11 protein-coding genes and 2 pseudogenes are annotated in these 12448 nt (G+C 61.2%); 3 read left to right on the top strand and 10 right to left on the bottom strand.

Annotated elements, in window-relative coordinates; all coding sequences use genetic code 11:
• Window positions 1-26 precede the first annotated feature (26 nt).
• Genes ETW23_RS17995 through ETW23_RS18025 form a run of 7 tightly spaced genes read right to left on the bottom strand, consistent with a single transcriptional unit; the run spans window position 27 to window position 5424 of the window.
• Complete coding sequence (locus tag ETW23_RS17995; RefSeq protein ID WP_134830809.1) at window positions 27-920, bottom strand: lysophospholipid acyltransferase family protein; 894 nt, start codon at window positions 918-920, stop codon at window positions 27-29.
• Between the two features lie 32 nt (window positions 921-952).
• Complete coding sequence (locus ETW23_RS18000) at window positions 953-1222, bottom strand: HPr family phosphocarrier protein (protein WP_129369346.1); 270 nt, start codon at window positions 1220-1222, stop codon at window positions 953-955.
• Entirely contained in the window at window positions 1223-1630 is a 408-nt protein-coding gene (locus ETW23_RS18005) for a PTS sugar transporter subunit IIA (RefSeq protein WP_129369345.1), read from the bottom strand.
• A 9-nt stretch (window positions 1631-1639) separates the two neighbouring features.
• Window positions 1640-2518 carry an RNase adapter RapZ gene (rapZ, locus tag ETW23_RS18010; protein ID WP_134830810.1) on the bottom strand — a complete coding sequence of 293 codons (879 nt, stop codon included), beginning with the start codon at window positions 2516-2518 and terminating at the stop codon, window positions 1640-1642.
• A complete protein-coding gene (locus tag ETW23_RS18015; protein ID WP_134830811.1) occupies window positions 2511-2948 on the bottom strand; it encodes an HPr kinase/phosphorylase in 438 nt (145 codons plus the stop codon). Before ETW23_RS18015 ends, rapZ begins: the two co-directional genes overlap by 8 nt.
• Window positions 2949-2950: 2 nt before the next feature.
• Window positions 2951-4666, bottom strand: a complete 1716-nt coding sequence (locus ETW23_RS18020; RefSeq protein ID WP_134830812.1) for a sensor histidine kinase — start codon at window positions 4664-4666, stop codon at window positions 2951-2953.
• Between the two features lie 53 nt (window positions 4667-4719).
• Window positions 4720-5424, bottom strand: a complete 705-nt coding sequence (locus tag ETW23_RS18025) for a response regulator transcription factor (protein ID WP_134830813.1) — start codon at window positions 5422-5424, stop codon at window positions 4720-4722.
• Between the two features lie 342 nt (window positions 5425-5766).
• Here ETW23_RS18025 and ETW23_RS18030 point away from each other — a divergent pair, with 342 nt between their 5' ends.
• Complete coding sequence (locus ETW23_RS18030) at window positions 5767-7365, top strand: phosphoenolpyruvate carboxykinase (protein ID WP_027257306.1); 1599 nt, start codon at window positions 5767-5769, stop codon at window positions 7363-7365.
• 68 nt (window positions 7366-7433) lie between these two features.
• On the opposite strand, the gene dgt is transcribed toward ETW23_RS18030, so the two are convergent.
• From dgt to ETW23_RS18045, 3 genes and pseudogenes are all read right to left on the bottom strand, one after another.
• Window positions 7434-8789 (bottom strand): dGTP triphosphohydrolase, encoded by a 1356-nt coding sequence (dgt, locus tag ETW23_RS18035; RefSeq protein ID WP_134830814.1) that lies wholly within the window; start codon window positions 8787-8789, stop codon window positions 7434-7436.
• A gap of 70 nt (window positions 8790-8859) precedes the next feature.
• A pseudogene (locus ETW23_RS18040) lies at window positions 8860-9755 on the bottom strand (cation diffusion facilitator family transporter).
• A gap of 22 nt (window positions 9756-9777) precedes the next feature.
• The gene (locus ETW23_RS18045) at window positions 9778-10545 is read right to left on the bottom strand and encodes a sulfite exporter TauE/SafE family protein (protein WP_134830815.1); all 768 of its coding nucleotides are present in this window, start codon (window positions 10543-10545) and stop codon (window positions 9778-9780) included.
• A gap of 688 nt (window positions 10546-11233) precedes the next feature.
• On the opposite strand from ETW23_RS18045, the pseudogene ETW23_RS26215 reads away from it, so the two are divergent.
• Together ETW23_RS26215 and ETW23_RS26220 are read left to right on the top strand one after the other, a co-directional pair.
• Window positions 11234-11820 (top strand): annotated as a pseudogene (locus tag ETW23_RS26215) (acyl-CoA dehydrogenase family protein); the annotation flags it as partial.
• 30 nt (window positions 11821-11850) lie between these two features.
• The gene (locus tag ETW23_RS26220; RefSeq protein ID WP_368075901.1) at window positions 11851-12375 is read left to right on the top strand and encodes an acyl-CoA dehydrogenase family protein; all 525 of its coding nucleotides are present in this window, start codon (window positions 11851-11853) and stop codon (window positions 12373-12375) included.
• Window positions 12376-12448 lie beyond the last annotated feature (73 nt).

Consider the following 12448-nt stretch of genomic DNA (forward strand, 5'->3'; position numbering starts at 1 on the left):
TCCGGCCCGGTGGTGATAAGGCAGGCTTAGCCTTTTTTGCCGAGGCTCAGGGTATGTTCGCGCAGCCAGGCCATAAAGCCCCGCGGATCGCTTTGCAGCTGTTCCATCTGCGCGTCCGTCAGCGGTTCACCCACAACCGGCGCCTGCGGCTTGTTGCAGGAGCGCACGATTTCGCGCAACAGCAGCCCCTGGCGCAGGATCGGGGAAATCCGGCAGGCGATCTGATACCAGCGGGAATTGTGGCCGGGGAAGTAGATCGGCACCACCCGGGCACCAGAACGGCGGATCAGCTGGGCAGTGAAGACATTCCATTCACGTTCAACCGCGGGGCCGAACCAGCTGTCGGAGGACATCACCACGCCGGACGGGAACAACGCCACTGCGCCGCCATCCTTGAGGAAAGTCATGGTTTTTGCCCGCATGTCGACCATCTTGCGCTGCGCTTCGGGGTCATGCGGGAAGGGCACCGGGATCATGAAGGAAGTTGCGGCCTCGTCCAGCCCTGTCAGCACCGAGCGGGTCAGGATCCGGTAATCCAGGCGGCGGCGGCCGATGAGGTCGGCAAAAATCATGCCATCGACCATCCCATGCGGATGGTTGGCGACGATCACCACAGGCCCGTCCTTGGGAATGTTGTTGATCTGCTGTTCCGGTGTCTGCAGTTCAATGCCCATGATATTGAGGGCCCCGCGCCAGAACTTCTGACCGCGGTATTCTGCATTCTGTTTTTCGAACTTGCTGACCATACGCAGGATGGTCAGTTTTCCGGTGAGCCATTCGATGGTCTTGATCGCCAGCGAGGTCCAGCGGTCGTCAAAGGAATTGGCATAGGTCAGCGTGCGGCGGTCATAGACCTCGCCCGTCTGATCAGCGGTTTCCGGCGCGACGCCGGTATTCCTGTCGTGTGCGGTATCCGCCAAAGTGTTTTTCCCGTTCCGCTGCCGGCGCGGGCCTAGTAGCCCTCGCCGAACTTGCCGGCCACCAGGGCCTCCAGCGCATGCGCCAGCGCATCAGCATCGGGCCCCGAAGTCTCGACGTCAATAGTCGTTCCTTTCGAGGCTGCCAACATCAAAAGACCCATTATGCTGTCACCAGAGGCAGACAGGCCGTCCTTGATAACTTCTGCCGTGGCGTCAAACCCTTCTACAACCTCTACCAGCTTGGCCGAGGCGCGGGCGTGCAGCCCCTTTTCATTGATGATTTCCAGCGTCTTCAGAGCCATTTAGTGTGCTTGCTCCCCGTCAGGGTTAACGTTTTGCGCGTTGATATACTTGCGCCCGGCCTCCATTGCCTGCCGGACTGCATCGGCAACCGGCAAGTGGCGGGATTTCGCCAGTTTGATCAACATCGGCAAATTGGCCCCGTACAGAATACGGCGATCCGCCGGGGCGCATGCCTTCAGGCTGAGGTTGGAAGGCGAGCCGCCGAACAGGTCGGTGACCACAACGACCCCGTCGCCGGTGTCCACTTCATTCGCAGCCGAGCATATTTCGTCCTGCTTGCTGTCCCTGTCGTCCTCGGGTCCGATGCCGATGGCCATCAGGCAGGGCTGCGGGCCCACAACGTGTTCCACAGCGGCAAGGTATTCCCTTGCCAGCTCGCCATGCGCTACGATCACAATCCCGATCAACCCGGCCTCTCACTTCTTTTGCTGGCCTTGCAGCTCGCGGTGTCTAATTGACACTTGCAGGCCGTCTTCCGCAAGGGCCTTGGCCAGGGTTTCCGCCATCGTTACCGATCTGTGCTGCCCGCCGGTGCAGCCGAAGGCGATTGAAAAATGCGACTTCCCCTCTTCCCGGTAAGCCGGCAGCAGCAGACGGGTGAGGTCCAGCACCCGGGAAAAGAAAGGGGTGAACCTGCCGTCGGCCCGCACAAAGTCCTGCACAGCCTGATCAATGCCGTTGAACTGCCGCAATCCGGGCTGCCAATAAGGGTTGGCCAGAAAACGGCAATCAAACACCATGTCAATTCCGTGCGGCATCCCGCGTTTGTAAGAGAAGCTTTGCACCGACAGCGCCAGCGCGCGGCCTTCAGGCGCAAACCAGCGTTCGATCTCTGCCTTCAACTGGTGCACATTCATATCCGAAGTTTCCAGCAGGATATCAGCACGGTCACGGATCGGCGCCATCAGATCCAGCTCTCGGCGCACGCCTTCGCCCGGAGATTCCGCGGGTGCCAGCGGATGGCGGCGGCGGGTCTCGGAATAGCGCCGCAGCAAAACGTCAGCTTTCGAATCAAGGTAGAGCACCGTCAGCTCTACCTCGCGGCGGCCGGACAGCATGTCGATCACATCCAGCAGCGCCCGCGGCGAGAAATCCCGGTTGCGGCTGTCCAGCCCCAATGCCATCGGCCGCGGAGCCGCAGCTGCATCAATCAGCCCCGGCAGCAGCCGCAGCGGCAGGTTGTCGATCGCCTCAAAGCCAAGATCTTCAAGCACGTTGATCGCCGTGGTCCTGCCCGCCCCGGAAGGGCCGGTGACCAGCACCGCCGGGACCGCCTTTTGCTCTGCCTCAGGCATCGGGGTCCAAAGCTCCGCATCTGAGATACTGCATCAGCGCCGGAGCAAAATGCGCACCGTCCACGCGCTTGACCCGAAGCACCTCCTGCCCCAGCAACTGCGTGCTGTGCCGCATCGGCAAGCGTTCAGTTTCGGCCTCATCCAGGTCCACCAGTGCAGCAACCGGCACAGGGCTGCGGATCTGCGCGTGCAGCAGCCCCATAAACCGCGCCTCGATCAGTCCGCGGATCGGCTCTGGCGCGCTGGCCACAACCTGCCCGTCCAAAAGCTGCAGCAGCACCCGGTCGTCCGCCACCAGCTGCGCGCCAAAAGCCATCAACTGCAGTGCCAACGCGGATTTGCCTTGCCCGGAATTTCCCGTGATCAAAAGCCCCCGCCCCTCCAGCGCGACGCAGGAGGCATGCAGAATAAGGCTTTCGGTATCAGGCATGGTTACACCGGAAGACCAACTACAAACCGCGCACCCAAGGGCTCGGAGGTGACGTCGGCTTCTGTCGGACGGATGTTTTCGGCCCAGATCACGCCGCCGTGCGCCTCGACAATCTGCTTCGAGATCGCCAGACCGAGTCCTGAGTTATTGCCGAAATGCTCCACCGGGCGCTGCGAATAGAAGCGTTTGAAAATCTTCGACAACGCCTGGTCCGGGATGCCCGGACCGGTATCCTCAACCACAATCAGCACCCGGTTGGCACGGCGCCGGGCCCAAACGCGAATGGCGTCACCCTCTTCGCAGAACGAGATCGCATTGGTGATCAGATTGACAAAGACCTGCGCCAATCGTGCTTCAAGGCCCTGCAACTGAATGGGCTGAGCCGGAAGGTCGGTGATGTAATCGATCCCCTTGGTGCGGGCGTCTTCCCCCAAGTACTGGTTGAGATTGCCCAGCATGGCCAGCAGATCGAAGTCTTCTTCTTCCTCCTTGACCAGCTCGGCATCCAGCCGCGACGCGTTGGAAATGTCGCTGACCAGCCGGTCCAGGCGGCGAACATCGTGTTCAATCACATCCATCAGCTTCTCGCGCTGGTCATCACGGTGAACCATGCGCAATGTGCCGACCGCCGACTGCAGGCTGGCCAGGGGGTTTTTGATTTCATGCGCCACGTCGGCTGCAAACTGTTCGTTGCTGTCGATCCGGGAGTACAACGCCTTGACCATCCCGCGCAGAGCCCGGCTGAGGCGGCCGATCTCATCCGGCCGGGCAGACAGGTCCGGAATCCGGATCCGTCCCGGGTTTGACTTGCGGCTGCCGCGCTCGCGGCCAAGTTCGGCAGCCTCGGCAAGATCGGCAAGCGGGTTGGCGATGGTCGAGGCCAGCACCAAACTCAACCCGACCGAGACCAGCAAGGCAACGACAAACATCTGCAGCACGCGCTCCTGCTCGCCGCGCACCAAAGCGTCCACCTCGCCGGTGGGGGACGTCAGCGCGATAACGCCGACTGCCCTGCCGTTATGCATGATCGGCGTGGCCGCGGAAATCACCCGGCTGCCGGTGGTGTCCACCACAGTTTCAATGCCGGTGCCGCCGCTCATCGCCCGGTCAACCAAACCGCCCAGCCGTTTCTCTAAGGACGGCCCCAAAGCGGCGGCATCTTCAGCTGCCGCATCGCCGCCATCCGCAATGCCCCAAATGGCCGACAGCCCGTCGCTGATCAGCGTGCGGCTTCGGCCGCTGTCATTCAGCACATTCAGGGCATCGCTGCGGTCCACGCCCTTGATGCTGGAAATCAGATTGCCGGTGGTGTCGAACACAAAGGCTTCGACGCCGCCGCGCAGGCTGAGCCGCGCCAGGGTGTCCTCGACCTGGATGCCGTCACCTGCAACGAAGCTGACCGCGCCTGCGGCCGGCATTTCGGCCTCAAAGACATCCGCCGCCAGCATGGCTTCGGATACCAGAGTGCCCGCCCGCTGCTGCACCAGGCTTTGACGCGAGGAATTCAGGTACAGGATCCCGGTGACCAGAATGATCAATGCGATCAGGTTGAAAGTGATGATCTTCCGGGTCAGCGGCGAACCCTTGAGCGACAAAAGCCCCCGGCGCGCGCGCTTGACCTGCATTTCACGCGTGACGGATTGTTCCGGGGTGACCCAGTCTTCCCCTAGAACAACATCGCCGTCCTGCTGGCGTTGCGTAATGCTGGTATCGCGCATGCGCGCCCACTCCTTCGGCCCCGGGGGCAAACAGCCCCGCTTAAACGTGCCGCTTATTCTTCGTTATAACGGTAACCGATTCCATAAAGGGTTTCGATTGCCGCAAAATCCGTGTCTGCCGTGCGCATTTTCTTGCGCAAGCGCTTGATGTGGCTGTCGATGGTCCGGTCGTCCACATAGACCTGATCATCATAGGCCACATCCATCAGCTGGTCCCGGCTTTTGACAAAACCCGGCCGCTGGGCCAGCGCCTGCAGCAACAGGAATTCGGTCACAGTCAGCGACACATCATTGCCCTTCCAGCTGACCGCATGGCGCAGCGGGTCCATCCGCAGATTGCCGCGTTCCATCACCTTGGTTTCAGGCGAGACGGTTCCGGCGGCGTCGCTGTTGATCGCCTCCTGGCGGCGCAGCAGCGACCGGATCCGTTCGACCAGAAGGCGCTGCGAGAACGGCTTTTTCACATAATCGTCGGCGCCCATGCGCAGGCCCAAAACCTCGTCGATCTCATCATCCTTGGAGGTGAGGAAGATCACTGGCATCTGGGATTTCTGGCGCAGCCGCTGCAATAGGTCCATGCCGTCCATCCGCGGCATTTTAATATCCAGCACGGCCATATCCGGCAGCTTCTTGTTGAATGCGTCCAGCGCCGCCTGGCCGTCGTTGTAGGTTTCCACCTCAAAGCCTTCGGCCTCAAGCGTCATGGAAACGGATGTCAGGATGTTCCTGTCATCATCTACCAATGCAATTTTTGACATCGGAATTGCCCCTAATCTGCTCTGTTCTGTGTTGTTTTTTAGCACTTTCATCGCCGTTATGGTGCCCCGAATCAATCCCATTTAAAGAATCAGGGCGATCTTTGGTCTCAATTGGGGCAAAAATACCTTAGCGTCTGCTGAACAAGCAGGCACCGGCGCAGGCTTAAACTGATGGTTGCGCTAAACGTCGCCTTGGTGGCGCTAACTCGGGGGAACCGGCCTGTTCACCGCCCGAAACGCCGTGTTAAGACCCCGCCACCGGCAGCGATGCCGTGTTCTATTGCCCCATTGGCGCAGCCCCGCAGCCTGCGTGCAGCCGCGCCGCCACAGGAGAAAAAACGTATGACATCTGGACGGGTTAACCCGCAATTCCGCCTCGAGGATCAGGGCATCGAGGGTCTGGGCAATGTCTTCTACAACTTCATGGAGCCCGCGCTGATCGAAGCCGCGCTGAAGCGCAGCGAAGGCACGCTGGGCAATGGCGGCGCCTTCCTTGTGACCACCGGGAAATTCACCGGCCGCTCGCCCAAAGATAAACACGTCGTCAAGTCGGACAGCGTCCGCGACACCATCTGGTGGGACAACAATGCAGCGATGAGCCCGGAAGGCTTTGATGCGCTTTACACCGACATGCTGGAGCATATGAAGGGCAAGGACTATTACGTCCAGGATCTGGTCGGCGGTGCCGACCCTGCCCATGCCATCAATGTCCGCATGGTGACCGAACTGGCGTGGCACAACCTGTTCATCCGCACCATGCTGCGCCGTCCGGACCGCGAAGACCTGGATGACTTCATCGCAGACTTCACGGTCATCAACTGCCCGAGCTTCCAGGCTGACCCCAAGAAGCATGATTGCCGTTCCGAGACCGTCATTGCGATGAATTTCGACCGCAAGATGATCCTGATCGGCGGCACTGAATACGCAGGCGAGAACAAGAAATCCGTCTTTACCCTGCTCAACTACCTGCTGCCGGAGAAAGGCATCATGCCGATGCACTGCTCCGCCAATCACGCCAAGGGCAACCCGGTCGACACCGCCGTGTTCTTCGGCCTGTCGGGCACCGGCAAGACCACCCTGTCCGCCGACCCGGACCGGGTGCTGATCGGCGATGACGAACATGGCTGGGCCGACAACGGCACCTTCAATTTCGAAGGCGGCTGCTATGCCAAGACCATCAACCTGAATGCCGAGGCAGAGCCGGAGATCTATGCCACCACCTCCAAATTCGGCACCGTGATCGAAAACATGGTGTTCGATCCGGAGACCAAGGAGCTGGATTTCAACGACGACAGCCTGACCGCCAACATGCGCTGTGCCTATCCGCTGCATTACATCTCCAATGCCTCGGACAGCGCCCGCGGCGGCCACCCGAAAAACATCATCATGCTGACCTGTGATGCTTTCGGCGTACTGCCTCCGATCTCGCGGCTGACCCCGGCGCAGGCGATGTACCACTTCCTGTCGGGCTTCACCTCCAAAGTGGCCGGCACCGAGCGCGGCGTGACCGAACCGGAACCGACCTTCTCGACCTGCTTCGGCGCCCCCTTCATGCCGCGCCGCCCGGAAGTTTACGGCAACCTGCTGCGCGAAAAGATCGCCCAGCACGGCGCGACCTGCTGGCTGGTGAACACCGGCTGGACCGGTGGCGCTTATGGCACCGGCAGCCGGATGCCGATCAAGGCAACCCGCGCCCTGCTGACCGCAGCTTTGGATGGCTCGCTGGCCAATGTCGAATTCCGCAAGGATGCCAACTTTGGCTTCGACGTGCCGGTCGACGTGCCGGGTGTTCCTGAAATGCTGCTGGATCCGCGCCGCACCTGGGACGACAAAGGTGCATATGACGCGCAGGCGGCCAAGCTGGTGCAGATGTTCTCCGACAATTTCGAGCAGTACCTGCCGTTCATTGACGAAGACGTGAAAGCCGCCGCGATCGGCTGAGCCATTTGCTCTGCAAATAGAAAACCCGGCCAATGGCCGGGTTTTTTCGTTTCAGATGACTGAGCAGATCAAATATTCAGACTGCCTGTAACCATGTCCCGGACCTTGACCGCGTAACGGTCGGTCATGCCGGAAACGAAGTCGGCAAGCGAGTGCATCGCGGTGTACGGGTCTTCCACGCCGCGCAAATCCAAATCCACAGCGCGGATCAGCTGCTTCCAATGGTTGTGCTTTTTGCCCAGCTGATCCTGATCCCAATCACAAGCAGCAAGATCGGCATAAAGCCCGTGAAACTGGTCGAGAAGGCGATGCAGCACGTGGCGGCCTGCCACTTCCAGCTCGGTTTTGCGGCGCGCGGCAAAGATCCGCTCCACCGACAATCGCTGCAGCTCGGCGAACGCGTCTGCCTTGGCGGAAGCGCCAATCAGATCGCCGTCGAATTCGCCGCTCATGATGGCGTCATAATTGTCCATGAACGCCTGCACCGCAGCGCTGGTGGCAGCGCCGATCGACAAGGCGCGCAGCAAAGCAACCCGGTCATTCAGCGGCATGGCCGCGTCTTCCTCACGGTTGCGCTTGCCTGTGATATCCTCGAGCACCGCGGCCACGTCGGCGCGATCCAGGTCGCCGACTGCGCCTGCGTCCTCGATGTCCATGATCCGGTAGCAGATGTCATCCGCCGCCTCGACCAGGAAGGCGAGCGGATGGCGGCGGAACCAGCCTGTGTCTTCGCGAATCATGCCGGTGGCCGCGCAGATTTCGTCAAGCAGTGCAGTGTCAGAGGCAAAAACACCGAATTTCTTGAGGCCCGCATAGGGCGCCGGGCCGCCGCCGCAGGCCGCGTCCCGCACCTGGCGGGTGCAGGGGTACTTCAAAAAGGCACCCAGCGTTGCATAGCTGAGCCGCATGCCGCCCTCGCGCCGGGCCATTTCCAGCCGCCCGGCGATGCGCAGGCCCTGAGCGTTGCCCTCGAAATGCGCAAATTCTGCCTGCCGGTCCGCAGGCACCTGTGCTGCCAGCCCCTGTTTCGTACGGAACTGAACGGCGAACCAGCCGCCGATGCTGTCCTCGCCGGAATGGCCGAAGGGCGGGTTGCCGATGTCATGCAGCAGGCAGGCGGCCTGAACGTGGCCCGCGATGCGCAAAACCTGATCCGGAGTGATGCGATCTGCTGCCAGCAGCGCCTGACCGACGCCGGCCCCCAGAGAACGCCCGACGCTGCAGGTCTCCATGCTGTGGATCATCCGGTGATGCACATGGTCGTGACTGTAGAGCGGATGCACCTGGGTCTTCTGGGCCAGACGGCGGAAGGGCTCGGAGAACAGAATGCGGTCATAGTCCTGCAAATAGGCCTCGCGCCCCGGCGCTTCAGGGTAATCCGGCCGGCACAGCCGCCCCGGGTTCAGCAGCCTGTTCCACTCCATCGCCAATTGCCTGCTCCTTTGCTGGTTTCGTAAGCGGTTAAACGGGAGGCCGGGCGGAAATGCAATCGCTTCAGCGCGGCGTGATCCCGGCAGGTTCCAGCTTGGTCTCAGGCTCCACGTGAATCACCGGCTGCGCGTCCGGAAAGGCCTTGTGCAGTGCAGCCTCCACCCGGTCGCAGATGTCATGCGCTTCCTGAACAGTCATGCTGCCAGCAACAACCATGTGGCACTCCACAAACAGCGCCCTGCCTGCGCGGCGGGTCTTGAGGCCATGCACCTGCAACGCTCCGGCGGCCGAGCTGTGGATGATTTCCTCGACCTCCGCACGCTCTCCTTCGGGGCGGCGGTGTCCATCAGCCCGTTCACCGATGCAGCAATCACCAGCCAGCCTTCGCGCAAAATATTGACCGCAACCAGCAGCGCCAGCAGCGGGTCGAGCACAGCCCAGCCGCTGGCCAGTGCCAGCACCAGTCCCAGCAACACCCCTGCCGACGTCCAGACGTCGCTCATCAGGTGCCGCCCGCCGGCAGACAGCGCCGGTGAATGCAGCTGCCTGCCCGCCCGCAACAGCACCCGCGCCCAGGCCAGGTTCACGCCCATTGCCACTGCATTGACGACTATTCCGGCGATGCCCCATTCGGCTGCAGCCGGGCGGCCCAAGGCATTCACGGCTTCATGCACGATTACCAAAGCGGCGATGACAATCATGATGCCTTCGGCCACAGCAGAAAAATATTCGGCCTTGTGATGACCAAAAGGGTGGCCCGCATCCGGCGGCCGCTGGGCGTAGCGCACAGCAAACCACGCCATAACTGCGCCCCCGATATTCACCAGCGACTCCAGCGCATCAGACAGCAACGCAACTGAGCCCGTCATCACCCAAGCCGCCGTCTTCAGCCCCATAACCGCCAGCGCGATCAGGATAGAGCCTGTTGCCAGCTGCCCGGCACTTAGCCGTTGATGCATGATCCCATCCTCCGGCCCATGGTCACATCAGCAAGCCGCGGCGCAGCAGGTTCACCCCCGCAATCAGCAGAACCACAAGTGTTGCGCGGCGGAACAGCACCTGATCGATCCGGTCATGCAACAGGCCGCCGATCCACATGCCTGCCACTGCCGGCGCAATCAGCACCAGCGAAAAGGGCGCAGTTTCAATCCGCATCACGCCGGATCCAATATGTGCGACCAGAAGCGCCACCGCGCCAAGGCCATAGATCACTCCTTGCACCCGGATCTGCTCTGTTTTTTCAGTATTCAATGCGGTCAGGTAGGCGACCGTCGGCGGCCCCCAAACTCCGGAGACACCGCCAATCAGCCCGGCGATGCCGCCCACCATGGCCTCGCTGCGGCGGGAGGGATAGGTGATGGTGAATGTCTTGCCCATCAGCAGGATACAGGCAAAGACCGTAACCGGCAGGCCAATCACCAAAAGCAGCGCCTGCTGCGGCAGCAGCCGCACTGATTGGGCGCTCAGCAGCAGGCAAACGAGACCAATCAGCAGGAATACCCGGAACTTGCGGATCGAGGCCATCGCCGCGTCCGGCCCCTGGCGCAGCGCCTGCATGCCGTTTGTCACCAAGGTCGGCAGAATCAGTCCCGCCAATGCCAGATCCGGAGCCAGGAACAAGCTGAGACCGGAAATAAAAATCATCGGCATGGCAAAACCAACCAGGCCTTTGACAGTGCCTGCCAGCAGCGCGATGCCAAAAGCTGCTGCCAGCTCTGCCGGGGAAAGGAGTGAAAACAATGCCGTCATATCTCCGCTGTACCACATCCGGGCCGTGCTGCACGGGCAAAATCAATACGCAATATTTGATCCAAACGCCGCAGCTGTGAGTATTTTTGTTGCGCTGCACCTGCAAAATGATTTACCACCGGGCGACCGGAAAAGGATCTGATTCATGGCCCGCGACGGACAGGACTTGCATATGAAACCGACACTCATCCCCGACCTGCTGGCGTTGACCGCCGCATCCCTGGAACCCCTGGACCAGCTGCTGGAGGCCGCTCGCGCCTCGGTCAAGGACATGGTGAGCGAAGAGGGCCGGATCTCCGGCCGCCTGATCGAGGAAAACCAGGTTGCCGCACATGGCCTGTCGTGGCTGGCAACCTATGTCTACAGCCTGCGGCAGATGCAAAAATGGGCCGAAAAGCTGCAAGCCGAGGGCAAGTTCAGCGAATTGGATCAGCTGATCCATCAGATCGGTTTCGGCGAATACCTTTGGCAGGTCTACGGCGGCATCCAGATGAACCAGGGCGAGATTATCCGCCTGCAGGATCTGGGCCTTTCCCAAGACGCGCAGCGCGGGCTGATGGTGCCTGCAGTGATGACACTTTGCGAACAAGGCAACAGCCAAGCCGCCCGTACCCGCCTCGTGGACCTGATGGAAGAGCAGGCCGGCGCCACCATGTTCGGCGCTTCAGGCCTGGAAGAAGAACTGGAAATGATCCGCGACCAGTTCCGCCGCTATGCGGTGGAGAAGGTAGAGCCGCACGCCCATGACTGGCACCTGAAGGACGAGCTTATCCCGCTCAGCGTGATCGAAGAGCTGGCCGAGATGGGCGTATTCGGCCTGACTATCCCGAGGAATACGGCGGGTTCGGTCTGTCCAAGGCGTCGATGGTCGTGGTCTCGGAGGAACTGTCGCGCGGCTATATCGGTGTCGGATCACTTGGCACCCGTTCGGAAATCGCAGCCGAGCTGATCCTGTGCGGCGGCACCGAGGAGCAGAAGGCCAATTGGCTGCCCAAGCTGTCCAGCGCCGAGATCCTGCCCACCGCCGTGTTCACCGAGCCGAACACCGGTTCCGACCTCGGCTCCCTGCGCACCCGGGCTGTGAAGGATGACAACGGCGACTATAAGATCACCGGCAACAAGACCTGGATCACCCACGCTGCCCGCACTCACGTGATGACCCTGCTTGCACGCACTGATCCGAACACCACGGATCATCGCGGCCTGTCGATGTTCCTGGCGGAAAAAACGCCAGGAACCGATGAGGCACCGTTCCCGACTGAGGGCATGACCGGCGGCGAAATCGAAGTTCTCGGCTACCGGGGCATGAAGGAATACGAACTGGGTTTCGACAACTTCCACGTAAAGGGCGGGAACCTTCTGGGCGGCGAGGAAAACAAAGGCTTCAAACAATTGATGGAGACCTTTGAATCGGCCCGCATTCAGACTGCGGCACGTGCAATCGGCGTGGCCCAGTCGGCACTGGACATCGCCATGCAGTACGCGCAGGACCGCAAGCAGTTTGGCAAATCGCTGATCAAATTCCCGCGTGTGTCCGGCAAGCTTGCAATGATGGCGGTGGAAATCATGATCGCCCGCCAGCTGACCTATTTCTCGGCCTGGGAAAAGGACCACGGTCACCGCTGCGACCTGGAGGCCGGAATGGCCAAGCTCCTGGGTGCCCGGGTTGCCTGGGCCGCCGCGGACAACGGGTTGCAGATCCACGGCGGCAACGGGTTTGCGACAGAGTATAAAATCTCCCGCGTGTTGTGCGACGCCAGGATCCTGAATATTTTTGAAGGCGCAGCGGAAATTCAGGCTCAGGTTATCGCCCGCCGCCTGCTGGGCTGAACCGGCTGAAAGCAATTCCTAAGGGAGCAATCCTGTTCAGGCCCGGCGTTTACGCCGGGCTTTTTGCAGCCGC

It is taken from the genome of Leisingera sp. NJS201, assembly GCF_004535885.1.
In the GTDB taxonomy this organism is placed as follows: domain Bacteria; phylum Pseudomonadota; class Alphaproteobacteria; order Rhodobacterales; family Rhodobacteraceae; genus Leisingera.

Excerpts from the sequence above, each read along its gene's own strand:
- ETW23_RS18015 (WP_134830811.1), bottom strand. The coding sequence starts at position 2,948 with ATGCCTGATACCGAAAGCCTTATTCTGCATGCCTCCTGCGTCGCGCTG.
- ETW23_RS18020 (WP_134830812.1), bottom strand. The coding sequence starts at position 4,666 with ATGCGCGATACCAGCATTACGCAACGCCAGCAGGACGGCGATGTTGTT.
- ETW23_RS18045 (WP_134830815.1), bottom strand. The coding sequence starts at position 10,545 with ATGACGGCATTGTTTTCACTCCTTTCCCCGGCAGAGCTGGCAGCAGCT.
- ETW23_RS26220 (WP_368075901.1), top strand. The coding sequence starts at position 11,851 with ATGAAGGAATACGAACTGGGTTTCGACAACTTCCACGTAAAGGGCGGG.
- dgt (WP_134830814.1), bottom strand. The coding sequence starts at position 8,789 with ATGGAGTGGAACAGGCTGCTGAACCCGGGGCGGCTGTGCCGGCCGGAT.
- ETW23_RS18030 (WP_027257306.1), top strand. The coding sequence starts at position 5,767 with ATGACATCTGGACGGGTTAACCCGCAATTCCGCCTCGAGGATCAGGGC.
- ETW23_RS18000 (WP_129369346.1), bottom strand. The coding sequence starts at position 1,222 with ATGGCTCTGAAGACGCTGGAAATCATCAATGAAAAGGGGCTGCACGCC.
- rapZ (WP_134830810.1), bottom strand. The coding sequence starts at position 2,518 with ATGCCTGAGGCAGAGCAAAAGGCGGTCCCGGCGGTGCTGGTCACCGGC.
- ETW23_RS18025 (WP_134830813.1), bottom strand. The coding sequence starts at position 5,424 with ATGTCAAAAATTGCATTGGTAGATGATGACAGGAACATCCTGACATCC.